The organism is Rubellimicrobium arenae (genome assembly GCF_017916275.1).
Lineage (GTDB): Bacteria > Pseudomonadota > Alphaproteobacteria > Rhodobacterales > Rhodobacteraceae > Rubellimicrobium > Rubellimicrobium arenae.
In genome coordinates, this window is the sequence record NZ_JAFMST010000006.1 from 280,236 (window position 1) to 306,742 (window position 26,507).

Annotated in this window: 24 protein-coding genes and 1 pseudogene; 20 read left to right on the plus strand and 5 right to left on the minus strand. The window is 70.3% G+C overall.

Annotated elements, in window-relative coordinates:
* Positions 1-28: 28 nt before the first annotated feature.
* The 8 genes and pseudogenes from J3P31_RS11710 to J3P31_RS11745 all read left to right on the plus strand — a co-directional run.
* On the plus strand, positions 29-814 hold the full coding sequence (locus tag J3P31_RS11710) for a ThuA domain-containing protein (protein ID WP_210528620.1): 786 nt from the start codon (positions 29-31) through the stop codon (positions 812-814).
* Positions 811-1,968, plus strand: coding sequence for a Gfo/Idh/MocA family protein (locus J3P31_RS11715; RefSeq protein ID WP_368373068.1), 1,158 nt, complete (start codon positions 811-813; stop codon positions 1,966-1,968). Before J3P31_RS11710 ends, J3P31_RS11715 begins: the two co-directional genes overlap by 4 nt.
* A gap of 12 nt (positions 1,969-1,980) precedes the next feature.
* Positions 1,981-3,672 (plus strand): glycosyltransferase family 4 protein, encoded by a 1,692-nt coding sequence (locus J3P31_RS11720; protein ID WP_210528621.1) that lies wholly within the window; start codon positions 1,981-1,983, stop codon positions 3,670-3,672.
* A gap of 87 nt (positions 3,673-3,759) precedes the next feature.
* Entirely contained in the window at positions 3,760-4,563 is an 804-nt protein-coding gene (locus J3P31_RS11725; protein ID WP_210528622.1) for a hypothetical protein, read from the plus strand.
* Complete coding sequence (locus J3P31_RS11730; RefSeq protein ID WP_210528623.1) at positions 4,563-5,948, plus strand: tetratricopeptide repeat protein; 1,386 nt, start codon at positions 4,563-4,565, stop codon at positions 5,946-5,948. The genes J3P31_RS11725 and J3P31_RS11730 overlap by 1 nt, the downstream gene beginning before the upstream one ends.
* A complete protein-coding gene (locus J3P31_RS11735) occupies positions 5,945-6,358 on the plus strand; it encodes a DUF6165 family protein (RefSeq protein ID WP_210528624.1) in 414 nt (137 codons plus the stop codon). The genes J3P31_RS11730 and J3P31_RS11735 overlap by 4 nt, the downstream gene beginning before the upstream one ends.
* Positions 6,348-7,121 carry an FkbM family methyltransferase gene (locus J3P31_RS11740; protein ID WP_210528625.1) on the plus strand — a complete coding sequence of 258 codons (774 nt, stop codon included), beginning with the start codon at positions 6,348-6,350 and terminating at the stop codon, positions 7,119-7,121. The genes J3P31_RS11735 and J3P31_RS11740 overlap by 11 nt, the downstream gene beginning before the upstream one ends.
* Positions 7,122-7,192: 71 nt before the next feature.
* Positions 7,193-7,282: pseudogene (locus J3P31_RS11745) on the plus strand (chemotaxis protein MotB); the annotation flags it as partial.
* Between the two features lie 207 nt (positions 7,283-7,489).
* Here the strand turns inward: J3P31_RS11745 and J3P31_RS11750 are convergent.
* Together J3P31_RS11750 and J3P31_RS11755 are read right to left on the minus strand one after the other, a co-directional pair.
* Positions 7,490-7,858 carry a flagellar protein FlgN gene (locus J3P31_RS11750; RefSeq protein ID WP_210528626.1) on the minus strand — a complete coding sequence of 123 codons (369 nt, stop codon included), beginning with the start codon at positions 7,856-7,858 and terminating at the stop codon, positions 7,490-7,492.
* A gap of 43 nt (positions 7,859-7,901) precedes the next feature.
* Positions 7,902-8,180 (minus strand): rod-binding protein, encoded by a 279-nt coding sequence (locus J3P31_RS11755; RefSeq protein ID WP_210528627.1) that lies wholly within the window; start codon positions 8,178-8,180, stop codon positions 7,902-7,904.
* Positions 8,181-9,716: 1,536 nt separating this feature from the next.
* Between J3P31_RS11755 and J3P31_RS21865 the strand changes: the two genes are divergently transcribed.
* Both J3P31_RS21865 and J3P31_RS11765 read left to right on the plus strand, forming a co-directional pair.
* Positions 9,717-10,133, plus strand: coding sequence for a flagellar hook-length control protein FliK (locus J3P31_RS21865; protein ID WP_210528628.1), 417 nt, complete (start codon positions 9,717-9,719; stop codon positions 10,131-10,133).
* A gap of 9 nt (positions 10,134-10,142) precedes the next feature.
* Positions 10,143-10,826, plus strand: a complete 684-nt coding sequence (locus tag J3P31_RS11765; RefSeq protein ID WP_246849436.1) for a flagellar hook capping FlgD N-terminal domain-containing protein — start codon at positions 10,143-10,145, stop codon at positions 10,824-10,826.
* Positions 10,827-10,902: 76 nt separating this feature from the next.
* Here the strand turns inward: J3P31_RS11765 and ubiB are convergent, their stop codons facing one another.
* Positions 10,903-12,426: a 2-polyprenylphenol 6-hydroxylase gene (ubiB, locus tag J3P31_RS11770; protein WP_210528629.1), complete on the minus strand. Its 1,524-nt coding sequence runs from the start codon at positions 12,424-12,426 to the stop codon at positions 10,903-10,905.
* Complete coding sequence (gene ubiE, locus J3P31_RS11775; protein ID WP_210528630.1) at positions 12,426-13,184, minus strand: bifunctional demethylmenaquinone methyltransferase/2-methoxy-6-polyprenyl-1,4-benzoquinol methylase UbiE; 759 nt, start codon at positions 13,182-13,184, stop codon at positions 12,426-12,428. Before ubiE ends, ubiB begins: the two co-directional genes overlap by 1 nt.
* Positions 13,185-13,305: 121 nt before the next feature.
* On the opposite strand from ubiE, the gene mutM reads away from it, so the two are divergent.
* The 9 genes from mutM to pncB all read left to right on the plus strand — a co-directional run bounded on the left by mutM (position 13,306) and on the right by pncB (position 23,982).
* Positions 13,306-14,160, plus strand: coding sequence for a bifunctional DNA-formamidopyrimidine glycosylase/DNA-(apurinic or apyrimidinic site) lyase (gene mutM / locus J3P31_RS11780; RefSeq protein WP_210528632.1), 855 nt, complete (start codon positions 13,306-13,308; stop codon positions 14,158-14,160).
* A gap of 77 nt (positions 14,161-14,237) precedes the next feature.
* Positions 14,238-14,522: a 30S ribosomal protein S20 gene (gene rpsT, locus J3P31_RS11785; protein ID WP_210528635.1), complete on the plus strand. Its 285-nt coding sequence runs from the start codon at positions 14,238-14,240 to the stop codon at positions 14,520-14,522.
* A 555-nt stretch (positions 14,523-15,077) separates the two neighbouring features.
* Positions 15,078-16,484, plus strand: a complete 1,407-nt coding sequence (gene dnaA / locus J3P31_RS11790) for a chromosomal replication initiator protein DnaA (protein ID WP_210528636.1) — start codon at positions 15,078-15,080, stop codon at positions 16,482-16,484.
* Positions 16,485-16,558: 74 nt separating this feature from the next.
* The gene (gene dnaN, locus J3P31_RS11795; protein WP_210528638.1) at positions 16,559-17,680 is read left to right on the plus strand and encodes a DNA polymerase III subunit beta; all 1,122 of its coding nucleotides are present in this window, start codon (positions 16,559-16,561) and stop codon (positions 17,678-17,680) included.
* Entirely contained in the window at positions 17,677-18,786 is a 1,110-nt protein-coding gene (gene recF / locus J3P31_RS11800) for a DNA replication/repair protein RecF (RefSeq protein ID WP_210528640.1), read from the plus strand. The genes dnaN and recF overlap by 4 nt, the downstream gene beginning before the upstream one ends.
* A 14-nt stretch (positions 18,787-18,800) precedes the next feature.
* Complete coding sequence (locus tag J3P31_RS11805) at positions 18,801-19,229, plus strand: VOC family protein (protein ID WP_210528698.1); 429 nt, start codon at positions 18,801-18,803, stop codon at positions 19,227-19,229.
* Positions 19,230-19,570: 341 nt separating this feature from the next.
* Entirely contained in the window at positions 19,571-22,009 is a 2,439-nt protein-coding gene (gene gyrB / locus J3P31_RS11810) for a DNA topoisomerase (ATP-hydrolyzing) subunit B (protein WP_210528641.1), read from the plus strand.
* Positions 22,010-22,087: 78 nt separating this feature from the next.
* Positions 22,088-22,693, plus strand: coding sequence for a bifunctional nicotinamidase/pyrazinamidase (gene pncA, locus J3P31_RS11815; RefSeq protein WP_210528642.1), 606 nt, complete (start codon positions 22,088-22,090; stop codon positions 22,691-22,693).
* Entirely contained in the window at positions 22,690-23,982 is a 1,293-nt protein-coding gene (gene pncB, locus J3P31_RS11820) for a nicotinate phosphoribosyltransferase (protein WP_210528643.1), read from the plus strand. The genes pncA and pncB overlap by 4 nt, the downstream gene beginning before the upstream one ends.
* A 6-nt stretch (positions 23,983-23,988) precedes the next feature.
* Here pncB and arfB read toward each other — a convergent pair whose 3' ends face one another.
* Positions 23,989-24,423: an alternative ribosome rescue aminoacyl-tRNA hydrolase ArfB gene (arfB, locus tag J3P31_RS11825; protein WP_210528644.1), complete on the minus strand. Its 435-nt coding sequence runs from the start codon at positions 24,421-24,423 to the stop codon at positions 23,989-23,991.
* 52 nt (positions 24,424-24,475) lie between these two features.
* On the opposite strand from arfB, the gene J3P31_RS11830 reads away from it, so the two are divergent.
* Positions 24,476-26,374, plus strand: a complete 1,899-nt coding sequence (locus tag J3P31_RS11830) for a hypothetical protein (protein ID WP_210528645.1) — start codon at positions 24,476-24,478, stop codon at positions 26,372-26,374.
* Positions 26,375-26,507: the final 133 nt, after the last annotated feature.

Here is a 26,507-nt window from a genome sequence, read left to right on the forward strand (position 1 = left end):
TCGCGCCAACCCACCCGGGAGTGAACTTATGGCCATCCGCACCGTCGTCTGGGGCGAGAACGTCCACGAGCACAAGAACCGCATCGTCGCCGGGGTCTATCCCCAGGGGATGCACCAGACGATCGCCGACGCCCTCAACCAGGACGACGCCATCGAGGCGACCACCGCCACCCTTCAGGAGCCCGAGCACGGCCTCCCCAAGGAGCGGCTCGCCCGGACCGACGTCCTGCTCTGGTGGGGCCACGCCGCGCATGGCGACGTCCAGGACGAGGTGGTGGAGCGGGTGGCCGAGGCGGTCTGGGGCGGGATGGGCCTCCTCGTCCTGCATTCCGGCCACTTTTCCAAGATCTTCAAGCGGCTGATGGGCGCCCCCTGCAACCTCACCTGGCGCGAGGCCGGCGAGAAGGAGCGGCTCTGGGTCACCTCCCGCAACCACCCCATCGCGGCCGGCCTGCCCGACCATTTCGAGCTCGAGCAGGAGGAGATGTACGGCGAGCCCTTCGGCGTCCCCGAGCCGCTCGAGACCGTCTTCGTCAGCTGGTTCCAGGGCGGCGAGGTCTTCCGCTCGGGCCTGACCTACAAGCGCGGCGCGGGGTCGGTCTTCTACTTCCGTCCGGGGCACGAAACCTATCCGACCTATCACGACGCCAACGTGCAGCTCGTGCTCAGGAACGCGGTGAAGTGGGCCTACAACCCGGCCCCCCGCCAGGCCGATCCCACCAAGGCCCCCAACGTCCCCGTGGAGGCGGCGCTGGAGCCGATCCAGGAACGCGGCCCCAAGCTCCACCACGCCGGCGAGGAGGGCTACCGGTGATCGACGAATTGCCCAACGCCACCACCGCCGCGACGGAGCCCGCCGACAGCTCCGTCATGGCCCCGGCCGAGGCCGCCCAGCCGTCCGCCCGTCCGGACGAACGGCCCGTCCGCCTCCTGATCGTGGGAACGGGCGGCATGGCCCGGCAGCACGCCGAGAAGTTCGGGGCCATCCCCGGCGTGACGCTCACCGCCGGGATCGACACCAACCCCGACCGCCTCCGGTCCTTCCAGGACACCCATGGCATCGCCAAAGGCTTCGCATCCGTGCAGGAGGCCCTGGACTGGGGCGAGTTCGACGCCGTCACCAACGTGACGCCCGACGCCGTCCACTACATGACGACGCTGCCCTTCCTGGCCGCCGGCAAGCATGTGATGTGCGAAAAGCCCCTGGCCGCCAACTACGCCCACGCGGCCGAGATGGCGCAGGCCGCCTCGCTGGCGGGCGTGGTGAACATGGTGAACCTCACCTACCGCAACGTCCCTGCCATCAACGAGGCCGCGCGCCTCGTCTCCGAGGGGGCGATCGGCGAGGTGCGGCACTTCGAGGCCTCCTACCTCCAGTCCTGGCTGACCCAGCCCGCCTGGGGCGAGTGGTCCACGAGCTCCACCTGGCTCTGGCGCCTGTCCAAATCCCACGGCTCGACCGGCGTGCTGGGCGACGTGGGGGTCCATATCCTCGACTTCGCGACCTATGCCGCGGGATCGAGCCCGACCAACGTGTCCTGCCGCCTCGCGACCTTCCCCAAGGCGCCGGGCGACCGGATCGGGGAATACGTCCTCGACGCGAACGACAGCGCCGTCATGCACCTGCGGCTGTCGAACGGCGCGACCGGCGTCGTCCACGCCTCGCGCTTCGCATCGGGGCACCTCAACGACCTGACGCTCAAGCTCTTCGGGACCAAGGGCGGTCTCGAGGTGCAGGGCAGCAACGAGAAGAGCGTCCTGCGCGGCTCGCTGGGCGAGGACATGCTGACTGGCACCTGGCGCGACCTGCCCGCGCCGCCCGTGCCCACCAACTACCAGCGCTTCATCGCCGCGATCCGCGCGGGCACGCCCGTCCTGCCCGACTTCGCCCGGGGGGCGGCGCTCCAGAAGGTGCTCGACCTCGCGCTCGCCTCGGACGAGGCGCGCTCGCTCGACATGGCGGTCTGAGGCGGCCGGGGGATGAGCCGGGCGCCCGTCCCCAGCTCCGGGTCCGTGCCGGCCATCTTCTTCCACCCCGACCAGATCGAGGGGGCGGGCAAGGACCTGGTCGGCCGTCGCTCGGCAGGAACCGGGTTCCTGAACGGCTGGCTGGCCCATGCGGGCGGCCCGGAGATCCGGGCCGTCACCGAAACCGCCGAGCACGGCAAGGCGATGGCCCGGCTCCTGCTCGACCGCGGGGAAGGGCGCCCGCTGCGCGCGACCGCCCTGCAGGGCGGCGGCGACTTCTCGGATGCGGGCTGCGTGTTCTTTCCCGCGCCCGGCTTCCAGGGGGCGACCTGGCGGCGCCAGCGGCTCGGGCCCGAGAAGGTGTCGCTGGTCGGGCTCACCCATACGGTGTCGACGCGCCGCATCATCGAGGGCTTCCACGCCCTGATGTCCGAGCCGGTCGAGCCGTGGGACGCCATCATCTGCACCTCGCGCGCGGTCCGATCGGTCGTGGCGCGCCAGTTCGAGGCCGAGGCGCAGTACTTCCGCCAGCGATTCGGCGCGACCCGGGTGCCGCAGCCGCAGCTGCCGGTGATCCCGCTGGGCGTGGAGGCCGCCGCGTTCCGTCCGCGCGCCGGCGCCCGCGCCGCGATGCGCGCGGCCCAGGGAACGCCCGATGACGCGGTGGTGGTGATGACCATGGGCCGCCTTTCGGTGGTGGAAAAGGCCAACCCCGTCCCGCTGATGCTGGCTCTCGAGCAGGTGGCGGGGACGCTGGGCCACCCCCTTCACCTTTGGCTGACCGGATGGGCGTCCCGGCCCGAGGAGGAGGCCCTGCACCGCGACATGGCGCAGCTCGCCCCGTCGGTGGCCGTGCGGCTCCTCGACGGACGCGACCCCGGGATCCGTCGCGACGTCTGGGCGGGCGCCGACATCTTCACCCTGCCGTCGGACTCGATCCAGGAAACCTTCGGCCTCGTCCCGGTCGAGGCCATGGCCGCGGGGCTCCCCGTCGTCATGCCCGACTGGGACGGGTTCCGCGACACCGTCCGCCACGGCGAGACGGGGCTCCTCGTGCCGACGCGCATGGCGCCGCCGGGCATGGGGGCCACCCTGGCGCGCCGCTTCGGCGACGGCACCGACGCCTACCTCCACCACCTGACGCTGGTGCAGGGGCAGGTGCAGATCGACGTGCCCGCCTACGCCCGCGCACTGGCAACGCTGGCGCGCGATCCGGGGCTGCGCGCCCGCATGGGGGCGGCCGGGCAGGAGCACGTCGCCCGCCATCTCGACTGGTCGCGCGTCATCCCCTGGTATCTCGACCTCGCGCAGGACCTGGCGGCGCGTCGCCGGGCCGGCGGCCCCACGACCCCGGCCCTTCGCCCCGCCATGCCGAACCCGCTCGAGATCGACCCCTTCGAGCTGTACGCCGACTATGCCTCCTCGGTCATCGCCGCCGACACCCCGGTCCATCCCGGCGCCCCCGTCGGGGCGGAGTTCCTGGACACCAACGACCGCCTCTCGGGGCGCCTCGTCTACCGCCGCCGGATCTCGACCCCGGCGATCGCCCTGCGCCTCCTGGCCGAGGTCGCGGCCCATCCCGGCATCACCGTCCTCGACCTGGCCCGGCGCCTGTCGCTCGACCCCGTCAGCACGGCCTCCGCCGTGCTGATGCTGGCCAAGGCCGACGCGCTCCGCCTGCCCGAGCCGCCGCTCCGCCCCTGACCTCCTCCCACGCGGGTCCAAGGCAGGGCTTTGCCTTTCCGCTCCGTTTCGGCTTTTCTCGGGACGTCAGGTGCGAGGAGACGGGCCATGAAGCTCTCGGTGACCTTCGAGCGGGGCGAGGAGCCTCATGCCATGCACGAATCCGGGCGCGGCCCGGTGACCGTCGGCTGGTGCCTGACCGAGAAGAAGGGCGGCATCATCTACGCCCCCCCCGAGCGCGTCCGCAGCGCCGACCTCAACCGCCGCCACGCCAAGAGCGCGTCCCGCTGCCCTGCCGTGATCAACCTGGAATCGCGGCACTTCCTGATCCGCTGCCCGTTCGACATCCACATCGGCTTCGGCCGCGACGACAAGGGCAAGGGCTTCCTGCGCAACCTCGCGGGCGAGGCCAGCTCCATCCGCGCCTCCAAGCTCGGCGAGAAGCTCCACCTGACCTCCGAGCCCGAGTGGCGCCATCCGGGCGTCCCCACGATCCAGCTCGCGCTGCCCTACCTCTTCGTGTCGGACGAACCCGTCTACATGAGCCAGGTCGCCCCCTTCATGCATTACGCGCCGGACCCGCTGCCCGGCACGATCTTCGGGGGCCGCTTCCCCATCGACGTCTGGCCACGCCCGCTGATGTGGGCCTTCGAATGGCACGAGCCCGAAAAGCCCATCCGCATCCAGCGCGGCGATCCGCTGTTCTACGCCATGTTCGAGACGACGTCGCCCGACCGCAGCGTGGCCGTGGTCGAGACCGAGATGACCCAGGACCTCGAGGACTACATGGAGCTGATCTCGGGCGCGGTGAACTACGTGAGCCAGACCTTCTCGCTCTTCGAGGCCGCCGAGGCGCGCCGGCCCCCGCGGCTGGTGCAGCCCGTCAAGCGTCGGGAAAGGGCGGCCGAGTGATGGACGGGCCGATCCTGGCCGAGGGCAGCCTCGCCGCGCTCCGGGACCGGGCCACCGCGGCCCACCAGGCCGGGCGGCTGGCCGAGGCCCAGCCGCTTTATGCCGCGTTCCTGGCCCGCGAGCCGCGCGCCGCCGGGATCTGGACGAACCTGGGCGCCCTGTTCCGGTCCGAAGGGCGTCACGACCAGGCGCTGCGCGCGCAGGAGCGGGCCCATGCCCTCGATCCGGCGAATTCCGGCATCCGGAACAATCTGGCCAACATCCTCAACGACGTCGGAGAGCACGAGCGCAGCCTCGTCCTCCGGCGCGAGCTGATGCGCGACGCGCCCCAGGACCCCAACCAGGTCGCCATGGCGGGCAAGGCGCTCCGGTCGCTGGGCCGCCACGAGGAGGGGATCGCGCTCCTCGAGGACGGCCTGCGCCGCTTTCCTCGGGACGCCGAGATGCAGATCCAGCTCGCGCTCACCGAGCTGGCGGCGGGGCGCTATGCGCAGGGCTTCCGGCACTACGCCGCCCGCTGGCTCACGGGGGAGCTGAGCCCCCGCAAGGTGAGCGCGCCGAAATGGGACGGCGGTCCGCTGGACGGCAAGACGATCGTCGTCCTGCCCGAGCAGGGCTTCGGGGACACCCTCTGCTTCGCCCGGTTCCTGCCCGTGCTGCGCCGCTTCAACCCCGCCCGCGTGGCGCTCCTGGCCGAACGGCCCCTCCTGCGCCTCATGGCCGGGACGGATGGCGCCGACTGGATCGGGCCCGGAGCCCCGCCCGGCGGCTTCGACCTGTGGGTGGACATGATGGACCTGCCGACGCTGCACTTCGGGGCCGGGGACGGCATTCCCGCCCCGGCCTCCCTCGCCATCCCCGACGACGCCCGCGCCCGCGCGCGTGCGATCACCGCGCCGTTCCGCGACCGCTTCAAGGTCGGCGTGGTCTGGTGCGGCTCCGTCACCTACCGCGCCAATGCCTTCCGCAGCTTCCCCCACGAGCGGCTGCACGCGCTGCTCGACATCCCGGGCGTCCAGATGTTCTCGCTCTACAAGGGGCCCGAGCTGGCCGCCTTCCAGGCCGACGGCACCAGCGCCTTCATCGTGGACGCGGGCGGCTCGGACCGCGACTTCGCCGACTGCGCCGCGATGATGGAGGAAATGGACCTGATCGTCACCTCGGACACCGTGACTGCCCACCTCGCGGGAAGCCTGGGCCGTCCTGTCTGGACGCTCCTGCACTGGGACGCGTTCTGGCTCTGGGGCCACGGGCGGGACACGACGCCCTGGTATCCCTCGATGCGGCTGATCCGCCAGACCTCGCCGCGCGACTGGTCCGGCGTCTTCGCCCGGGTGCGGTCGGATCTGGCGGCGCTGGCCGCCCGGCGCGGGGCCGCGGCATGACCGATCTCCTCGTCCCCGTCTCGGCCGGTGAGCTGCTCGACAAGATCGCGATCCTCCGCATCAAGGCCGAACGCATCGCCGCCCCGGACAAGGTCGCGAACGTCCGGGCAGAGCTCGCCGCGCTCGAGGAGGTCGCCGCCCGGTCCCTCCTGGCCGGCACCGCCCTCGCGCATCTGGAGGCGGAGCTGCGCGCCGTCAACGAGGCGCTCTGGGACATCGAGGACGCCATCCGCGCCCGCGATGCGGCGGGCGACTTCGGGCCCGAGTTCGTCCGCCTCGCGCAGGCCGTCTACCGGACCAACGACCGGCGCGCCGCCCTCAAGCGGGAGATCAACCGGGTGACAGGCTCGACCCTCGTGGAGGAGAAGTCCTACCACGATCATTCCGGCGCCCTGGGCGATGACCACTGACGAGCGGGTCGCCCGGGCCCTGGACGATCTCCGCGCGGCGCAGGCCGAGGTGACCGCGGCCCTGTCCGGCGAAAGGTCCCGCCGGCGCGGCGGCCTCAACCGCCGCCTGCACGAGCTTCGGCGGATGCTGGACCCGGGCTACGCCTACACGTCGCAGGCGGGGCAGGACGCGGTGGTGGACCGGATCTTCGGCGGCCGCCGGGGGCTCGGCTTCGCCGATGTCGGCGGCTACGACGGCGTCACCGGCTCCAACACCCTCTTCCTCGAACAGCGCCGGGGCTGGCACGGGATCCTGGCGGAGCCCGTCCCGGCCCAGCTCGCCCGCGCCCGCGAGGTGCGCCGCTGCCCCTGCCTGCCCTATGCGGTCGCCGCCCGGAACGGCGAGGCCGAGTTCCTCGAGGTGGCCCGGGGCTTCACGCAGATGAGCGGCCTGGCCGAAAGCTACGATCCGGCCATCCTGGCCCAGGTCCGGGCCGATCCGCGCCACCAGGAACGCAGCCTCCGCGTGGAGACCCGCACCCTGTCGCGGCTCCTGGAGGAGGCCGGGCTCCCTCATCCCGACTTCGTCTCCCTCGACATCGAGGGCGGCGAGGAGGCCGCCCTGGCGGCCTTCCCCTTCGACCGGCATCGCGTCGCCGTCTGGGCCATCGAGAACAACACGGGCGCCCCGGGGGTCGGGGCCATCATGCGGGCGGCCGGCTACGATCTCGTCGAGTTCTGCGGCCCGGACGAAATATGGCGTCACCGCGACCTTTCGACGTGATTTGACCCGTTAAGGGTCCGTTTCCGCCTGCCTCTTATTCCTGGTCGCGGGTGAGAAGGGGGAAGGCGGTCATGGCCAAGGGATCGGACGCACCGATCATTCTGAAGCGCAAGAAGGTGTCGGGCGGCGACGGCCATCACGGCGGCGCCTGGAAGGTCGCGATAGGTCTGGTCCTGTAGAAAAGGCGCGTTTTGCGCCAGCGTTTCGGGACGCCGCGCCCCAAGCGTCGCCGGGCCGGCATGGACAGGTCATTCTGACGGGTGCTGGTGAAACTTCGTTCCGCCTGCGCCATCCCTTGGGATGCATGGGAACGATGCAGGATCGGGGGTGAAAGAGGACTTAACGCGGCCGAGCAAATACGAGCAGTTTTAATCGATGTTTCGGGCTTGGCGGGTCGAGAATGCAAAAGCCCGGCAGCGGGCCGGGCTGCCGGGCCATGACGCGTTCGCGAAGGGATCAGGCCTTGCGCTCGACCCTGGGGGGGCGACGGGCAGCTCGGCCCGTGCGCCCGTGGCGCTGTAGGTCACGAGGCCCTTGCGCGATGCCGCCATCGCCTGCCGACGTCGCAGCGCTTCGCGGACGCCATCGAGGGCGGCGGCCAGAAGCGCCTGATTCCGGGACAGCCCCCCCGCGAGGGCGGCCAGCGCCGTCCGATCCTCCGGGTCGAGGGCGGCGAGGTACGTGGCCTTTCGCGGCGCGAGCACCTGCAGCCCTGACCAGGCACCGGTCAGGATCATCCGGCGCTCCTCCTCCAGGAGGGTGGCGAGGCTGGATGCGGGGTCAGCCGGCATCATGGGACTTCAGGGCCTGGAACAGCGATTCGGCAAGGCCGATCCCGCCCGCCTTGGCCATCTGGAGGGCCTCGCCTTCGAGCAGGAAGGAGGAGAACTGATCCTCGCCCGAGCCGCCGCCGAAGCCGGTGGGCGCGCGGCCCAGCCCGGCCGCGGACAGCATCTCCTTGAGGAAGCCAGCCTCGAGGCGGATGGCGGCGTCCCGCAGGCGGGCATCCCGATCCGGAAGGGGGGGCCTTGGGCCGACAGGAACTGGGGCGGTGGTCATGCACACTCCCGAAGCTGGAACGCCGCCATCATCGGCGAGGAGCGTAAATGATTCGTAAGCTTCCTCTGGGAAACTGTGCGGAAGCGGCAGGAGACGATTCGCATGATGGACGCGGCGGTTTCGGGCAGGGTCTCCTGGGGGCTCGTGGCGGTCGCAGGCCCCGCGCAGGCGAACGCCGACGCCCCCGATGCGGCGCTCGGGACCTCCTTCGCGGCCCTCCTGGAGGAGCGGACCAGCCCGGCCTCCACCATTGCGCCGCCCTCGGCAGAAGATCCCGAAGGGGCCTCGAAGGCTGAGGAGGGGCAGGGCGAGCCAACGGACGGCGTGGACCTGCCTCCTGAGCCTGCGACCGTGGCCCTCCCTGGTCCAGCCGTGGCCGTGCCCGCCCGCGCGTGGAGGGTCAGCGACGTCCATGACGAACGCGACCTTGAATCCCTGGCGAGTGCCGTTCCGCAGCGCTGTGAAGCGCCCAGCCCGCTTGCTGGGCGCCCGACCGGACCGGAGCGGGAGAAAGCGGACGATGTCGGGTCCGGCCTGCCGCCGCCGACCGCTGACGACGAGTTCGAGGATGACGGCTGGCCCCAGGTGACCGGTGCCGAGATGGCATTTCCGTGCGATCCGGGGGCGATCCGTTCCCTGACGGGATCCGACCGGGGCGGTTCGCAGGCGGCAGCCTCGGACCCCGCATCGGATGGGCTTCAAGCCCGGGGTGATCCATCGCAGCCGCATTCGGCCTTGGGGCGGAATGCGGGACCTGCCTCCGCCATGCTGCCGACGCTGCCGCGGGAGACCTCTGGCGAACCAGAGCCGCATGGGGAACGGCAGCTTCCCGGGGCGCTCTCGACGACATCACTCAATGAGATCCCGTGGGGGCCAACGGATCGGATGGGTGCGCCAAGGAAGCGCGATGGGGGTCCGGCGGGCCAAGGGCTCTCGCCTGTCGCCATGGAGGCGGAGCAGGGGCGGATAGATCAGGTCGCTTGGCCCACCGGGCGAAGTCCGCAATCCCAATCCACCCGGCCCGCCGCCGATCCGGCATCGACCTCTGCATCCGCGCGGACGGGTCATCCGGAAGCAGCGAGGTCGACCGCCGACCCCCTCGAGAAGGTCAATCAGGCGCAGGCCCCGGCCTGGGTGCAGGGCCCCTCAGCGCAGGCCGCTAGGCCGACTCCGCCTGTGGTCGCCACGGCTGCTGCTGCAGGACGCCCGGAGGGTGCTTCTCCCGTGCCCCGGGGCGCATCGACGGCCACGCAGCCGGTGGCATCGGGGGCGACGGGATATGCGGGCGCTGCGGCTAGTCGGGCCGGGGTCGTTGCTGCCCCCGTGCGGGCCGGAGCGGCGCCCGACGCCGGGACGTCACGTTCAGGCCTGCGGCCCGGCAGAGAAGAGGCCATCGCCCCTCGGGGAGTGGAGCTGAAGGGCCGGAAGCTTTCCGCGATCGAGGGGGGTGACGGCGGATCCCTGGCGACCCAGGCGCCTTCCGCTCCGCTGGCCAGTCATCCCTTGAACTCGTCAGGGCCGTCAGGTGGGCCGGCGGTGGCGCGCCACATCGCCAGGCAGGTTGCAGAGCACCCCGCCATGCAGGCGGGCGGAACGGCGGAGATGACCCTGGCTCCCAAGGAGCTTGGCCACCTGCGGCTGAGCGTGGAGGTGACGGAGGCCGGCTTGCGCGTGGTGATCGAGGCGGCCCGGCCGGACACCGCCGACCTGATGCGCCGTCATGTGGAGACCCTTCGCCAGGAACTTCAGCAGGAGGGACTCGGCTCGGTCAGCGTTTCCATCGGTGGAGGTGGCGAGCGGAACGAGGGGACCCCGTCCGGACAGGGCCGAGGCGCGGAGCAGGGGTCCTATTCCGCCCTGCCGTCCACGCCGGGCGCCGGGCCCGCCAGTTCTGCCGCGGCCACGACCTCGCGATCACGTCCCTCCGCGGGTCATCTCGACCTGCGTTTCTAGGAGAGAATCTTGGATTCCACCGCCATCACCTCGGCCCTCACCACCTCTGCGACGGGCGCCGCAACCACGGCCTCCACCACCAGTTCGACATCCGGCAAAGCGGCGCCGGGCGACTTCAACACGTTCCTGCGGATGTTGACGGTGCAGATGCAGAACCAGGATCCGCTCGACCCGATCGACTCCGCCGACTACGCGGTTCAGCTTGCCACCTTCTCGGGCGTGGAGCAGCAGGTGAAGACCAACGAGATCCTGAACTCCCTGTCGGGGCAGCTCACGATGTCGGGCATGGCGCAGCTGGCCGGATGGGTGGGGCAGGAGGCGCGGGCGGCCATGCCGGCCTGGTTCGACGGTGCGCCCATCACCATCTCGCCCCATCCTCTGGCAGATGCGGACGAGGTGAAGCTCGTGGTGAAGGACGCGGACGGGAAGGAGGTTTCGACGACCAAGATCCCGGCCTCCTCGGAGCCGATCGAATGGGCGGGCGTAACCGCCGACGGATCGCCGGTGCCCCAAGGCTTCTACAGCTTCGACGTGGTCAGCCTCAAGGATGGCAAGCCTGTCCAGACCGACCAGGCCGAACTTTATGCGGCGGTCACCGAAGTCCGGTCCGAAGGTGGAAAGACGATCCTCGTGCTCGATGGCGGGGCGACCGTCGAGACGGACAAGGTCACGGCCCTCCGCGCGGCAAGCTGAGCCGAGGTTCGGCCCGCCGCAGCGCAGGCGCCTCCGGTGCTGGCGGTCGAACGCCCATGCGGGGTCTTGGGCCGCTCTAGAAGGACCCCAGCATCCCGCCCAGGACCACGAGCGCCGCGCCCGCAGCCATGTAGAGCAGGGCCAGCAGCGGGCCGATGCGCCAGGGCGTGGGGGGCGTGGCCGTTCGGATCAGGCTCGCGCGCGCCAGTTCGGGCAAACGGGGCGAGAAACGCGCCAGGATCCACGCCGTCCTGGCGAGGTCGCGGCCAAAGGCCACGGGACCCAGCGAGTCGCGGATGTACCCCTCGACCACCGGGCGGGCGCCGTCCCAGATGTTCATGCGCGGATCCAGGGTCCGTGCCACGCCCTCGACGACCACCATCGTCCGCTGGAGCAGGATGAGCTCGGTGCGCGTCTGCATCCCGAACCGCTCGGTGACTTCGAACAGATAGGCCAGGAGGCGTCCCATCGAGATGTGGGACGCATCCATGCCGAAGATGGGTTCCCCCACGGCGCGAAGGGCTTGGGCGAACTGGTCGATGTCACGGTCCGCCGGCACGTAGCCCGCCTCGAAATGCACCTCGGCCACGCGGCGGTAGTCGCGGCGGATGAAGCCGATCAGGATCTCGGCGTAGACCCGGCGGGTGTACTCGTCGATCCGCCCCATGATGCCGAAATCATAGGCCACCAGGTTGCCGTCGATGTCGACCTTGAGGTTCCCCTGGTGCATGTCGCCATGAAAGTACCCGTCGCGCAGCGCATGACGCAGAAAGAGCTGGAGCACGCGCCGGGCCAGGGCGGCCGTGTCGTGCCCCTGGGCCCGGATGGCGTCCACGTCCGCGGCGCCGATCCCCTCAACCCAGTCGAGCGTCATGACCCGCCGGCCCGAATAGGCCCAGCGGATGGCGGGCACCCGGAAGCCTTCGTCATGGGCCGTGTTGTCCGCGAACTCCGAGGCGGCGGAGCTTTCGAGCCGGAGGTCGAGCTCGCCCCGCACCACGCCTTCGAAATGCGCGATCACGTCCCGCGGGCGGAGGCGGCGGGCGGCGGGCACGAGCAGGTCCAGCGTCCGGGCCGCGAAGCGGAAGGCGTCGATGTCGCGACGGAAGGCCCGCTCGATGCCGGGGCGGAGAACCTTGACAGCGACCTCCTCGCCGGTGGTGCGCAGGCGCGCGCGGTGGACCTGGGCGATCGAGGCGGCGGCCACGGGGTCCGAGAACTCGGAGAAGATGGCCTCCACCGGGCGTTCGAGCTCGGTGGCGATGGCGGCCTTGGCGGCGGCGGTCGGGAAGGGGGGCAGGCGATCCTGTAGCACCCGGAGCTGGCGGGCCAGTTCCTCTCCCACCACGTCGGGGCGGGTGGACAGGACCTGGCCGAACTTGATGTAGGCCGGGCCAAGCGCGGTCAGCGCCCGGGTGGCGGGCGGCATGGTGGGGTCGCCCGGGTAGCCCATCCAGCGGAAGGGCAGGACCAGCCCCCGCACCACGGACCGCAGCAGGGGGGGCGCGTGGAACGCGTCCAGGATCAGGGTCATGGCCCCGGTCCGCTCGAAGGTGGCCCCCGTGCGAAGGAGGCGAACGATGTTGATGGGCCCGCGCATCAGACCTTCCAGGCGGAATGGAGGCAGGCCACGCCCATCGTCAGGTTGCGATAGCCCGCGTTCGCGAAGCCCGCCTGCCGGATCATGCCCAGGAAGCTGTCCTGGTCCGGGAAGCGGCGGATCGATTCGACGAGGTACTGGTAGCTCGCCCGGTCGCCGGTGACCGCCTGCCCCATGCGCGGGATCACGTTGAAGGAGTAAAGGTCGTAGGCCTTTTCCAGGAGGGGCACCGGCACGCGCGAGAACTCCAGCACCAGGAGCCGGCCCCCGCGCCGCAGGACCCGGAAGGCCTCGGACAGGGCCACCTCGGGCCGGGTCACGTTCCGGATGCCGAAGGAGATCGTGTAGGTGTCGAAGGTCCCGTCGGGAAACGGCAGCCGCATGGCATCCCCGGCCACCCAGGACAGCCGGTCCCCCAGGGCCTGCGCCTCGGCCCGGCGGCGCCCTTCCACCAGCATCGACTCGGTCAGGTCGAGCACGGTGACCCGGCTGCGCGGCGCGCGGCGCAGGATGCGGAAGGCGATGTCGCCGGTCCCGCCCGCGACGTCGAGCCCCGTCATCCCGGGGCGCGGCGCGAGCCAGTCGATCATCGCGTCCTTCCAGAGCCGGTGGAGGCCGCCGCTCATGAGGTCGTTCATGAGATCGTAGCGCGCGGCCACCGAGGTGAAGACGCCCTGCACGCGCCCCGCCTTCTCAGCCTCGGGGATGGTCTCGAATCCGAAATGGGTGTTGGGGTCGGGTCGGGTCTCGTCCGGCATGATGATCGGCTCGCTTGGGATGCGCGCGGGAGGATGGCGCGCGGTCGTGACTTGCCAAGGCTTGTCTGGCCCTGCGCCCGGGTCCTTATAGAGGACGGCCCCATCAGGAAAGGACCCTTCGATGCCCGAGCTGCCCGAGGTCGAGACGGTGCGCCGCGGCCTCCTCCCCGTGATGGAGGGCCGCCGGATCGAGCGCGCCGAGGTGCGCCGGCCGGACCTGCGCTGGCCCTTCCCGGAGCGGATGGCGGAGCGGCTGACCGGCGCGCGGGTGCTGGGGCTCGGCCGGCGGTCCAAATACCTGCTGCTGGAGCTCGACACCGGCGAGACGCTGATCGTGCATCTGGGGATGTCGGGGCGGATGCTGGTGGGCGGACAGGTCCTGGGCGAGTTCCACCACGACGTGGGCGCCGCGCCGGGGCCGCACGACCATGTCATCCTCGACATGGAAGGGGGCGGGCGGGTGACCTTCAACGACGCCCGCCGCTTCGGCGCGATGGACCTTTGGCCCAGCGGGGACCTGGCCGGGCACCGCCTGCTGCGGTCCATCGGGCCCGAGCCGCTGGGCAACGGCTTCTCGGCCGACACGCTGGCGCAAGCCTTCGAGCGGAAGGCCGCGCCGATCAAGGCGGCGCTTCTCGACCAGGGGATCGTGGCCGGGCTGGGCAACATCTACGTCTCCGAGGCGCTGGCCCGGGCGGGCATCAGCCCGACGCGCGCGGCCGGGCAGATCGGGCGCGACCAGCTGGAGCGCCTGGTTCCGGCCATCCGGCAGGTTCTCGAGGAGGCCATCGAGGCGGGAGGGTCCTCGCTCCGGGACCACCGGCAGGCGAACGGCGAGCTTGGCTATTTCCAGCACGCCTTCCGGGTCTACGATCAGGAGGGCAATCCCTGCCGGACGGAGGGGTGCCCGGGAACCATCCGCCGGATCGTGCAATCCGGGCGTTCCACCTATTATTGCCCGGACTGCCAGCGCTAGCCCGGTTGACAGTTACCCACATCCCGTCTAGGGACGCGGCTTCAAGAATTCCAACCCCTGCCGCGGGACGACATCACATGGCCAATACGCCCCAGTCCGAAAAGCGCGCCCGCCAGAGCGAGGCCCGCTTCAAGATCAACAAGATGCGCCGTTCGCGCATCCGCACCTTCCTCCGCAAGGTCGAGGAGGCGATCGCCTCCGGCGACAACGCGGCCGCCCGCGAGGCGCTGCGCCAGGCCCAGCCCGAGCTGATGCGCGGTGTGTCCAAGGGCGTGGTCAACAAGAACACCGCCTCCCGCAAGATGTCCCGCCTGGCCGCCCGTGTGAAGGCGACCGGCGTGGCCACCAGCGTGTCCGCCTGAGTCGCAGCGACTCGCGGCATGAGAAAGGGCGCGTCCGAAAGGACGCGCCCTTTTCGTTTGTCCAGAGGCCGAACCGGCAGGTTCCAGCCGGTTGGTAGAAAATTTCGAGTCCCGGGCGACTCCGTCACAAGCCTGTGACGCGACTCTGCAGAATCCTGAGGAGTCACGAATACACGCTCCGGCCCGCTTCGATTCGAGTCGCGTGACTCGGGCGTCAAGCAAGTTGTTCGGTTGCGGGACCCCATGACCTTGCTAGCTTCAGTCCTGCGATTCCAGTCGTTCCTGGGGGAATGAAGGGATCTGCGTGGCATCTCCTTGCCCCACCCCTGCCAGGGTGGCGCAAGGGACGGAGGCGGGCCCTGCCAGGTCCGTCGTTGAGGTCGTGCCGCGCCGATCGGACGAAGGGGCTGCGCTGCCACGCGGCCCTGGCCAGCGTGCTTTGCCTGTCGGGCGGGGCGCGATGTCATTCGTCACCCCCACAATGTCCTGGACGTGAAACGGGGCAAGGTCCTGGGGGACCGGCGGGCATGGCCCGCTCGATGCGAGGACGATGACATGGCCGATGGCGCGGGCTTCGGGACGATCCATGCCGGCACGGACGAAGGGCCCGAGGCTCTTTGGTCGCGGTGCCGGGCGACGCTGAAGGAACGGGTGGGGGCCGGGAGCTTCCAGAGCTGGATTTCGCCCCTGCGCCTGGCCTCTCTCGAGGATGGGGTGGCCACGCTGACCGTGCCCACGGCCTTCCTGGGGTCCTACGTCGCCCGGAACTTCCAGGACGCGATCCTGACCGTTCTGGCCGAGGCCGGGACCCCCGCGAGCCGCCTGATCTTCGCGCCGCAGGGGCGCGTCCTGTCCCCGGCTCCCGCAGCGGCCGGTGCGTCGATGGGGGCCCCGGCTCCGTCCGCCCAGCCCGAGCCCGCCGAGGAGGCCATGCGCCTCGACCCGCGGCTGACCTTCGACCGCTTCGTGGTCGGCAAGTCGAACGAGCTGGCCTATGCCGCCGCGCGCCGCATCGCCGAGGGCAATGCCGTCGGTTTCAACCCGCTGTTCCTTCATGGCGGCGTCGGCCTGGGCAAGACCCACCTGATGCAGGCCATCGCCCACGAGATGCGGGCCCGCCGCCCCGAGGCGCGGGTGCTCTACCTGTCCGCCGAGCAGTTCATGATCCGCTTCGTGACGGCGCTCCGCGACCGCAAGATGATGGACTTCAAGCAGGTCTTCCGCGCCGTGGACGTCCTCATGGTGGACGACATCCAGTTCATCGCCGGCAAGGACTCCACGCAGGAGGAGTTCTTCCACACGTTCAACGCGCTCGTGGACCAGGGCAAGCAGATCGTCCTGACCGCGGACCGTTCCCCGGTCGAGATCGCGGCCCTGGAGGAGCGGGTGACCTCGCGGCTGCAGTCCGGCCTCGTGGTGCAGGTGAACCCCGCCGACTACGAGCTGCGGCTTGGCGTGCTGCAATCCAAGCTGGCCGCCGCCCGCGCGACCGATCCGAACCTGCGGATCGCCGATGGCGTCCTCGACTTCCTCGCGGCGCGGGTGACCTCCAACCTCCGGGTGCTCGAGGGGGCGCTGACCCGGCTCTGCGCGCAGGCGAGCCTTGTCGGCCGCGAGGTCACGCTGGACCTGGCCCGCGATTGCCTGGGTGACGTGCTCCGCGCGAGCGACCGCAAGGTGTCCATCGAGGAGATCCAGCGCAAGGTTGCCGAGCATTACCACATCCGCCTTGCCGACCTGATCGGGCCCAAGCGGCTGCGGAGCTTTGCCCGGCCCCGGCAGGTGGCGATGTACCTGTCCAAGACCATGACCAGCCGGTCCCTGCCCGACATCGGCCGCCGCTTTGGCGGGCGCGACCACACCACGGTCATGCACGGCGTGCGCAAGATCGAGGAGCTGATGGGAGTCGATTCGCAGATCGCCGATGACCTGGACCTGCTCCGGCGTGCCCTGGAGTCCTGAATCCTCTTGAGCCACGCCGGGAAACTTGTACGTTTCGCCTCCCGGCGCAGTCCGGAGGGACAAGGAGAGAGCCAATGAAATTCAGCATCGAACGCGCCGTTCTCTCCAAGGCCGTGGCGCAGGCGCAGTCGGTGGTGGAGCGGCGCAACACGATCCCGATCCTCGCCAACGTCCTGATCGAGGCCGAGGGCGATGGCGTGCGATTCCGCGCGACCGACCTCGACGTCGAGGTGGTGGACAGCGCCCCCGCGCAGGTGGCCCAGAAGGGCGCGACCACCGTGGCGGCGCTGATGCTGAACGAGATCGTCCGCAAGCTGGGCGACGGCGCGCTGGTGACGCTCTCGACCCAGGGCGCGCCCGGGCGTCTGACCATCGAGGCGGGGCGGTCCACGTTCCAGCTCTCGACGCTGCCGGTCGAGGATTTCCCGCAGATGGCCTCGCCCGACTACACGACCAACTTCGAGGCGCCCGCGCCGCTGCTGCGTCGGCTCTTCGACAAGTCGAAGTTCGCCATCTCGACCGAGGAAACGCGGTATTACCTGAACGGCGTCTACTTCCACGTCTCGGCGGGCGCGGACGGCAAGCGCGTGCTGCGGGCGGTCGCGACCGACGGGCACCGGCTGGCGCGCATCGACGCCGACCTGCCCGAGGGCGCGGATGGGATGCCCGGCGTGATCGTGCCCCGCAAGACGGTGGCGGAGTTGCGCAAGCTCCTCGACGATGACGCGGCGGTCATCAAGGTCTCCGTCTCGGACACCAAGATCCGCTTCGAGACGCCCACCATCACCCTGACCTCGAAGGTCATCGACGGCACCTTCCCGGATTACACCCGCGTCATCCCGCAGGCCAACGCCCGCCGGCTGGAGGTCGACGCCAAGGAGTTCGCCAAGGCCGTGGACCGCGTGGCCACGGTGTCCTCGGAACGCTCGCGCGCGGTGAAGATGAACCTCGACGAGGATCGCCTGATCCTGTCGGTCAACGCCCCCGACCAGGGCACCGCCGAGGAGGAGCTCGCCGTGGCATATGGCGACGATCGGCTCGAGATCGGCTTCAACGCCAAGTACCTCCTGGAGATCGCGCATCAGGTGGACCGCGAGAATGCGGTGTTCCTGTTCAACTCCTCGGGCGATCCGACGGTGATGCGCGAAGGCGACGACCAGTCCGCGCTGTATGTCGTGATGCCGATGCGGGTGTGAGCCGGCCGCACGTACAAACCCTCGCGCTGTCGCAGTTCCGCTCGCATGCGCGGGCGCGACTGGCATTCGACGGCCGCCCGGTCGCGCTCTGGGGGCCGAACGGGTCGGGCAAGACCAATCTCCTCGAAGCCGTGTCCTTCCTGTCGCCGGGCCGGGGCCTGCGCCGCGCGGGAGCCGAGGAGGTCGGCCGGCGGGCCGAGGGCGTGGGCTGGAAGGTCGCCGCCAGCCTGGACATGCCCGGCGCCGCCCACGAGGTCGAGACCCAGGCCCTTCCGGGCGAGGCGCGGACCGTGCGGATCGACGGCAAGGCGGCGTCGCAGCTCGACCTCGCCCGGCTGATTCCGGTGCTCTGGCTGGTGCCCGCCATGGACCGGCTCTGGCTGGAGGGGGCGGAGGGGCGGCGGCGCTTCCTCGACCGCGCCGCGCTCAGCCTGTTCCCGGACCATGGCGAGGCGTCGCTGGCCTACGAAAAGGCGATGCGGGAGCGGAACCGCCTGCTCAAGGACGGCTCGCGGGATGCGCACTGGTACGGGGCGCTCGAGTCGCAGATGGCGCAGGCCGGGACGCAACTGGCCCGCAACCGTTCGGCCACCCTGGACCGGCTCATGGCGGCGCAGGGGCAGGCCGAGACGGCCTTTCCCGCCGCCACCCTGTCGATCGTCTACCCCGAGGACCCAATTCCTCCCTCGGAGGAGCTGTTCGCGGCCGGGCTGGAGCGTGGGCGCTGGCGCGACATGGCGGCGGGACGGAGCCTGCTGGGCCCGCACCGCGCCGATCTGGAGGCGGTCTGGACGGCCAAGGGCGTCGCCGCGCGGGACTGCTCCACCGGCGAGCAGAAGGCGCTGCTCGTGTCGCTCATCCTCGCCAATGCGCGGGCGCTGGGCGAGGAGGGGACCGCGCCGATCCTCCTCCTCGACGAGGTGGCGGCGCATCTGGACCCGGGACGCCGCGCGGCGCTCTACGACGAGGTCTGCGCGCTCGGGCTCCAGGCCTTCATGACGGGGACCGAACCTGGGCTCTTCACCGAATTGGGGGAACGGGCGCAATACTGGGAAACCGCCGAGGACGGCGGCACCACGATCCTGAGCGAACGGAGCGCGCCATGAGCCACCACCACCTGCTGCCCGAGCAGCGCGTCACCCTGATCACCCTGGGGGTGCGGGACCTCGCCAGGTCGCGGGCCTTCTACCGCGCCCTGGGCTGGTCGCCTGCGCAGGAGCAGGACGGCGTGTCCTTCTACCAGATGCACGGCGCGGCGCTGGCCTTGTTCGGGCTCGAGGACCTGGCCGACGATCAGGACCGCCCGTCCGGCGAGCTGGGGACCGGTGCGATCACGCTCGCCCAGAACTTCGCGGCCGAAGAGGACGTGGACGCCGCCTGGCACCGGGCCATGCAGGCCGGAGCCAAGCCTATCAAGACCCCGCAGGCGGTGTCCTGGGGGGGCTACTCCGGCTATTACGCCGACCCCGACGGTCATGTCTGGGAAATCGCCATGAACCCGTTCTGGCCCTTGGCCCAGGACGGCAGCCTGACCCTGCCGTCGGGCTGACCCCCGGGCGCGTCCCGAGGATGGCGCAAGCCCGGCCATCCTGGGGCCATGCGGCCCGCCGATCGGGTCGTCGTATGGACCCTCAGGAAGGGCCTGCCCTGGGTCCCGACCGCCGCTGCCGCGGGCGCCGGACGCGCCGTCGGGACCGGCCCTGCCCCGGGGGCAGGAGGTCGGTTCGCGACAGCGGCCGCCTCATCGGCACGGGACCTCCGATCCCTGTCCCGTGAACCCCCGCAGGGGTGGTAATTCCATTTGAAAATCCCATATTTGCAAGGGCCAAGGGGTGACATTCCCCCCTCTCCCTCCTATAAGATCGACGACTTTCAGAAGGGCTTTTCACCATGTCCGACACCGCCGCTGCGGCCGCCGCCTATGGCGCCGAATCCATCAAGGTTCTCAAGGGCCTGGATGCCGTGCGGAAACGCCCGGGCATGTATATCGGCGACACCGACGACGGGTCGGGCCTCCATCACATGGTCTACGAGGTCGTGGACAACGGCATCGACGAGGTGCTGGCCGGCCACGCGACCGAGGTGAACGTCCGGATCCACGCGGACAGCTCGGTCTCCGTGCGGGACAATGGGCGCGGCATTCCCGTGGACATCCACAAGGAAGAGGGCGTCTCGGCGGCCGAGGTCATCATGACCCAGCTGCACGCCGGGGGGAAGTTCGACCAGAACTCCTACAAGGTCTCGGGCGGCCTGCACGGCGTGGGCGTGTCGGTGGTGAATGCGCTGTCCGACTGGCTCGACCTGCGCATCTGGCGCAATGGCAAGGAGCATTACGCCCGCTTCGAGAACGGCGAGACCGCGGTGCCGCTGAAGGTCGTGGGCGACGCCCGGCCGGGCGAGAAGGGGACCGAGGTGCGCTTCCTGGCCTCGGCCAAGACGCATCGGCCGGACGGGACCTTCTCCAACCTCGAATACAGCTTCAAGACGCTGGAAACGCGCCTGCGCGAGCTGGCCTTCCTGAACTCCGGCGTGAAGATCACCCTGGAGGACAACCGCGGGGCCGAGCTTCAGCGCGCCGAGCTCTACTACGAGGGCGGCGTCAAGGAGTTCGTGAAGTACCTCGACCGCTCCAAGTCCCCGATCATCCCCGACGCCATCCACATCTCCGGAGAGCGGGCGGGCATCGGCGTCGAAGTGGCGATGTGGTGGAACGATTCCTACCACGAGACGGTGCTGCCCTTCACCAACAACATCCCCCAGCGCGACGGCGGCACCCACCTTCAGGGCTTCCGGGCGGCGCTGACGCGCACGCTGACCAAGTACGCGCAGGATTCGGGCATCGCCAAGAAGGAGAAGATCGACTTCACCGGCGACGACGCGCGCGAGGGACTGACCTGCGTGCTGTCCGTCAAGGTGCCGGACCCGAAGTTCTCCTCCCAGACCAAGGACAAGCTCGTGTCGTCCGAGGTGCGCCCGGCGGTCGAGAACCTCGTGGGCGAGAAGCTGGCTGAATGGTTCGAGGAGAATCCGCAGCACGCCCGCGCCATCGTCGGCAAGATCATCGAGGCGGCGCTCGCCCGCGAGGCGGCCCGCAAGGCGCGCGAGCTCACGCGGCGCAAGTCGGCGCTCGACGTCAACTATCTGGCCGGCAAGCTCAAGGACTGCTCCGAAAAGGACGCGTCCAAGACCGAGGTCTTCCTGGTGGAAGGGGACTCGGCGGGCGGCTCGGCGCAGACCGGGCGCGACCGGCGGACCCAGGCCGTGCTGCCGCTGCGGGGCAAGATCCTGAACGTGGAGCGGGCGCGCTTCGACCGGATGCTGTCCTCGCAGGAGATCGGCAACCTCGTGATGGCGCTCGGCACCGGCATCGGGCGCGACGAGTTCAACATCTCGAAGCTCCGCTACCACAAGATCGTCATCATGACGGACGCGGACGTGGACGGGGCGCACATCCGGACGCTGCTGCTCACGTTCTTCTTCCGGCAGATGCCCGAGCTGATCGAGGGCGGCTACCTCTACATCGCGCAACCGCCGCTCTACAAAGTGTCGCGCGGCAAGTCCGAGGTCTACCTCAAGGACCAGGCCGCTCTCGACGAGTACCTGATCCAGCAGGGCGTCGAAGGGGCCATCCTCCGGCTGGGCGACGGCAGCGAGATCGCGGGAGCCGACCTGCTTCGGGTCGTGGAGGAGGCGCGCGCCGTGAAGCGCAGCCTTGATGCCTATCCCACGCATTACCCGCGCCACATCCTCGAACAGGCGGCCATCGCCGGCGCCTTCCGGAGCGGGGCGGTGGACGCCGACCTTCAGGGCGTGGCCGAAACGGTGGCGACGCGGCTCGACCTCATCGCCCTCGAGTACGAGAGGGGCTGGCGCGGCCGCGTCACGCAGGACAAGGGCATTCGCCTGAGCCGCGTGCTGCGGGGCGTGGAGGAGCTGCGGACCCTGGACGGCGCCATGCTGCGCTCGGGCGAAAGCCGTCGCCTGGGCTCGCATAGCGATACGCTGGCCGAAACCTATGACAAGCCCGCGACGCTGGTCCGCAAGGACCGGAGCCAGATGATCTTCGGGCCGCTCGACCTTCTCAAGGCGATCCTGGCCGAGGGGGAGAAGGGTCTTGCGCTGCAGCGCTACAAGGGCCTGGGCGAGATGAACCCCGAGCAGCTCTGGGAGACCACGCTCGACCCCGATGCGCGCACGCTCCTGCAGGTGCGCATCGACGACCTGGCCGAGGCCGAGGACATCTTCTCGCGCCTGATGGGCGACGCCGTGGAGCCACGGCGCGAGTTCATCCAGCAGAACGCCCTGACGGTCGCCAACCTCGACACCTGAGGCGGGCTCACCAAAGGTTGACCCTGTCCGGCGCCCTCCTTACCCATGGCAGACACGCCATGGGGAGGGAGGAACGCCATGCGACCTGCGAACGAAGCCCTCGTCGTCATCGACGTCCAGAACGACTTCTGCCCGGGCGGAGCCCTGGCCGTGCCGGGCGGCGACGGGATCGTGTCCGGCATCAACGCCCTCATGGCCGAGTTTCCGGCCGTGATCCTGACCCAGGACTGGCATCCTGCGGGACATTCCTCCTTTGCCTCGTCGCACTGGGGCCGCGAGCCCTACGAAACGGTGGAGATGCCCTACGGCCATCAGGTCCTCTGGCCCGACCATTGCGTCCAGGGCACGCATGGGGCCGAGTTCCATCCCCTTCTCCGGACCGACGCCGACCTGATCGTCCGCAAGGGCTTCCGGCCCGGCGTGGACAGCTATTCGGCCTTCTATGAAAACGATCATGCGACGCCGACCGGCCTGGCCGGCTACCTGCGGGAAAGAGGGATCGACACCGTGACCCTTGTGGGACTTGCGACGGATTTCTGCGTCAACTTCTCGGCCCTGGACGGAGCGCGGCTCGGCTTCCGGGTCACCGTCCGCGAGGATCTCACACGGGCGATCGACCTTTCGGGCAGCCTGACGGCCGCCCATGCCGGCTGGGCCGAGGCCGGGGTCACGGTGGCCAAATGATCGACATCGCGACGCGCGTCTACAACCACACCTGGAAGATCGACCCGATCGTCCGGTCGCTGATCGACACCGACTTCTACAAGCTGCTGATGTGCCAGTCGGTCTTCCGGAACAAGCCCGACACGCACGTCACCTTCCAGCTCATCAACCGATCCCAGAACGTGCGCTTGGCCGAGATCATCGACGAAGGCGAGCTGCGCGAGCAGCTGGACCATGTCCGCAGCCTGCAGCTCACACGCGGCGAGTCGACCTGGATGCGGGGGAACACGTTCTATGGCAAGCGGCAGATGTTCTCGTCCGACTTCATGGAATGGTTCGAGAGCCTTCGCCTGCCGCCCTACCACCTCGAAAAGCAGGACGGCCAATTCGTCCTGACCTTCGAGGGGCGCTGGCCCGAGGTCATGCTGTGGGAGATCCCGGCGCTGTCCATCATCATGGAGCTCAGGTCGCGCGCCGTCCTCAAGGACATGGGCAAGTTCGAGCTCCAGGTCCTTTACGCCCGCGCCATGACCCGCGTCTGGGAAAAGGGCGAGCGTCTGAAGCGCATCCCTGGCCTGCGCCTGGCCGACTTCGGCACGCGGCGGCGGCACGGCTACCTGTGGCAGGACTGGTGCGTGCAGGCGATGATCGAGGCGCTGGGCGACAAGTTCGTCGGCACCTCCAACTGCCTCATCGCCAAGAAGCGGGACCTGGAGGCCATCGGCACCAACGCCCACGAGCTGCCCATGGTCTATGCCGCGCTGGCCGACAGCGACGAGGAACTGCGGCAGGCCCCCTACAAGGTGCTGGAGGAGTGGCAGGAGGAGCATGACGGCAACCTTCTCGTGATCCTGCCCGATACCTATGGGACCAGAAACTTCCTGGAGAATGCACCTGACTGGCTCGCCAACTGGACGGGCATCCGCGTCGATTCGGGCGACCCCGTGGAGAACACGGAGCTGGCGATCCGCTGGTGGAAGGACCACGGGCAGGACCCGCGCGAGAAGCTGATCGTCTTCTCGGACGGGCTCGACGTGGAGGAGATCGAATCGCTCCATGCCCGCTTTGCCGGTCGGGTCCGCCTGACCTACGGCTGGGGGACCCTGCTGACCAACGACTTCTCGGGGCTGGTGGAGGACGATGCCCTGGCCCCCTTCAGCCTGGTCTGCAAGGCCGTCGAGGCGGATGGCCGCCCCACGGTGAAGCTGTCGGACAACCCGGAGAAGGCCATGGGTCCGAAGGACCAGGTGGAGCGGTACAAGCGCGTCTTCGGCGTCGGGGAGCAGGTGGCGCGGGAGGTGCGCGTCTAGGCGGCCTCAGTCCTCGCCGCGGATCGGTTCGTTCCGTCCGGCCTTGACCTCGCTCCGCTTGGCCTTGGCCTCGAGCCGGCGTCGCACGCTTCCCAGCGTCGGCTTGGTCGGCACCCGCCGCTTGGGCGCGACCAGGGCCGCGCGGATGAGGTCGGCCAGCCTCTCCCGGGCGATCTCGCGGTTGCGGGCCTGGTGCCGGGTGTCCTCGACCCGGATGAGGATGGCGCCCGAGCCCTCCTCGCCGACCCAGCGGCTCCCCGCGAGCCGGCGGAGGCGAGCCTTCACCGGAGGGGACAGGGAGGGCGAGCGCTCGGCCTCGAAGCGCAGCTCCACGGCGGTCGAGACCTTGTTGACGTTCTGTCCCCCGGGACCCGAGGCGCGGGTGAACTGCTCGGTCAGCTCCCAGTCCTGAATCGTCACATGGTCGCTGATCCGCAGCACGCCGCTACCCTTTCGTTGACTCGTGGCCCCCGGGCCGTCATCCCGGAGGCCGATGATCTCCTCGCCCGTCCGATATAGCATCCTGGCCGGCCTCGTCCTCGGGGGACTGGGCGTACTGGCGGTGCAAGGCACGGGGCTGGGCCTTCTGCCCGCCCTGCTTCTGCTGCCGCTGGCGGCCGGTCCGGCCTGGGTCGGTCTGGCCTATCCGGCCGCGATACGGAAGGTCCAGGCAAGGGCCGTGCTGCAGGACGGTGCGTCTCCCTGGTGGGCTCCGGTCCTGGGGGGCGCCCTGTGGCGGCAGATCCTCGGGGTTCCCGTGGCGCTCCTGTCGGCCTGGAGCATGGGATGGACCCTGATCGCCGAAGGGTGGGCCGGCTGGGGCTGGATGGCCGCGACGGCGGTGGTGCTCTGGCCGGTGGCTTGGCTGGCCGGACGGCCGCTCGGCGCGATCAGACCCTACGCGCGGCTTCGGCCGGTGCTGCTGATCGCTCCTCCGGTCACCGCGGCGTTCCTGACGGTCGCCTGGACGCTATGGGCCGGGCTGGGGACGCTGGGCGAGGCCAGCCTTGCCGAACGGGTCGCCGCCGAGCCCCATTACGAGGGATCCTCGGCGCTGCTGGCTTGGGCGGTCGACACGATGGGCCTTTGGAACGGCGCGCGTCTGTGGGCGCTCGCCTGGGCCGAGGGGGAGGTCGGACCCCTGGCCCTGTTCTGGCGCGTGGGGGCCACCTTCGGGCAGTTCTGGCTGGCCGCGGGCGTGTTCGCCGCCGCTCTGCTGCCTTGGGGCGAGGCGCGGCGCATCCTTCGCGCATCGGCCGCCGACACCCCGCCCCCGGTCGGCGCGGGACGGGCGGCCGTGGCGGCCCTGATCCTGACGGTTCTCCTGGGAATCCTGGTGTCGAGCCTGGCCGAGGCCGAGGCCTGGGCGAGCCTGCGCCAGCACCCCATGGCGGTCACCGAGGTCGGGGAGCTCTCCGCGCCCGGGGGGCGGGAGGCCGGACCGCAGCTCATTCCCACCGCGGACCTGGCGCCCGCGACGCGCGCCGCTGCGCCGCCCACGCCTTCCGCCCTTCGCCGCATGGTCGAAACCGAACAGATCGGCCAGCTCGCCTGCCCGCCCGGAACGCTCGACGGGCTGGAGGCCTTCGACCGGCAGATCCAGCGTATCCTCGCCCTGCGGCGCGGCGAGGTCGAACGCATGACCCGTGCCGGCTTCGACGCCGTGCGGGCGCGCGTGCCCGTGTTCCTGGACGGCTATTACAGCCTGACGGCCGAGTATGTGCGGACCTTCCACCTGATCGCCGGGAACGGAGAGGCTTTCCTGGAGCGCCGGATGGCCGAGGCGCTGGGTGTCGATGAGGCTTTCGCGCCCCTGCGGGCGGCGGTCGCTGCCCTGGACGCGCCGTTGCCCGCCGATCTTCGGACGGCGCGGGACCGGCTGCTCGCCGCGTGCGGCGACCTTCCCTCGGACCTGTCGGCGCCGGTCGTGACCGCCCGTGCCCCGGGGACGCGTCTCGCCCTCGCTCCCGACCAGGAGACGATCTCCCTGAAGGCGCGCCTGACGGCCAGCAGCGCGGGTTCGCTGGCCGGAGGGGTGGCGGGCGCCGTGGCGGGCAAGCTGATCGCCAAGCTGCTGGCGAAGGAGGCCGTCGGACTGGCGGCCGAAGCCGTGGCGAAGCTGGCCGTCGGCAAGGCCGCCGGAGGATTGGGCGGCACCGCCGCAGGGGCTGGCGCGGGAGCCCTGGCGGGCAGCGTGGTGCCTGGCGTCGGAACCACGATCGGAGCGGTCGTCGGAGGCGTGCTGGGCGGCCTCGCCATCGGGGTGGCCAGCGACTACGCCCTTCTCGAACTCGAGGAGGCCGTCTCGCGCGGGGACTTCGAGGCGCAGATCCTGTCGGCCATCGACGAGGCCGAGGCCGAGGTCCTGGCCACGCTGCTGCCCCCCAATTGAAAAGGGCCGCTCCGATCGGAACGGCCCCCTCGAAAGTTCAGGAGGTGGGGTCGGTTAGACCGTCAGATCCACCCGGGTTCCCGTAGGGCTGAGGGCTGCCTCAGCCGCGGATCCCCCGCGCTGTCCCGACACC

What these genes read in the sequence shown, in the direction of transcription:
- J3P31_RS11710 (WP_210528620.1), top strand. Translation starts at nt 29, where the DNA reads ATGGCCATCCGCACCGTCGTCTGGGGCGAGAACGTCCACGAGCACAAG.
- J3P31_RS11720 (WP_210528621.1), top strand. Translation starts at nt 1,981, where the DNA reads ATGAGCCGGGCGCCCGTCCCCAGCTCCGGGTCCGTGCCGGCCATCTTC.
- J3P31_RS11725 (WP_210528622.1), top strand. Translation starts at nt 3,760, where the DNA reads ATGAAGCTCTCGGTGACCTTCGAGCGGGGCGAGGAGCCTCATGCCATG.
- J3P31_RS11730 (WP_210528623.1), top strand. Translation starts at nt 4,563, where the DNA reads ATGGACGGGCCGATCCTGGCCGAGGGCAGCCTCGCCGCGCTCCGGGAC.
- J3P31_RS11735 (WP_210528624.1), top strand. Translation starts at nt 5,945, where the DNA reads ATGACCGATCTCCTCGTCCCCGTCTCGGCCGGTGAGCTGCTCGACAAG.
- J3P31_RS11740 (WP_210528625.1), top strand. Translation starts at nt 6,348, where the DNA reads ATGACCACTGACGAGCGGGTCGCCCGGGCCCTGGACGATCTCCGCGCG.
- J3P31_RS11750 (WP_210528626.1), bottom strand. Translation starts at nt 7,858, where the DNA reads ATGATCCTGACCGGTGCCTGGTCAGGGCTGCAGGTGCTCGCGCCGCGA.
- J3P31_RS11755 (WP_210528627.1), bottom strand. Translation starts at nt 8,180, where the DNA reads ATGACCACCGCCCCAGTTCCTGTCGGCCCAAGGCCCCCCCTTCCGGAT.
- ubiB (WP_210528629.1), bottom strand. Translation starts at nt 12,426, where the DNA reads ATGCGCGGGCCCATCAACATCGTTCGCCTCCTTCGCACGGGGGCCACC.
- ubiE (WP_210528630.1), bottom strand. Translation starts at nt 13,184, where the DNA reads ATGCCGGACGAGACCCGACCCGACCCCAACACCCATTTCGGATTCGAG.
- mutM (WP_210528632.1), top strand. Translation starts at nt 13,306, where the DNA reads ATGCCCGAGCTGCCCGAGGTCGAGACGGTGCGCCGCGGCCTCCTCCCC.
- rpsT (WP_210528635.1), top strand. Translation starts at nt 14,238, where the DNA reads ATGGCCAATACGCCCCAGTCCGAAAAGCGCGCCCGCCAGAGCGAGGCC.
- dnaA (WP_210528636.1), top strand. Translation starts at nt 15,078, where the DNA reads ATGGCCGATGGCGCGGGCTTCGGGACGATCCATGCCGGCACGGACGAA.
- dnaN (WP_210528638.1), top strand. Translation starts at nt 16,559, where the DNA reads ATGAAATTCAGCATCGAACGCGCCGTTCTCTCCAAGGCCGTGGCGCAG.
- gyrB (WP_210528641.1), top strand. Translation starts at nt 19,571, where the DNA reads ATGTCCGACACCGCCGCTGCGGCCGCCGCCTATGGCGCCGAATCCATC.
- pncA (WP_210528642.1), top strand. Translation starts at nt 22,088, where the DNA reads ATGCGACCTGCGAACGAAGCCCTCGTCGTCATCGACGTCCAGAACGAC.
- pncB (WP_210528643.1), top strand. Translation starts at nt 22,690, where the DNA reads ATGATCGACATCGCGACGCGCGTCTACAACCACACCTGGAAGATCGAC.
- J3P31_RS11830 (WP_210528645.1), top strand. Translation starts at nt 24,476, where the DNA reads ATGATCTCCTCGCCCGTCCGATATAGCATCCTGGCCGGCCTCGTCCTC.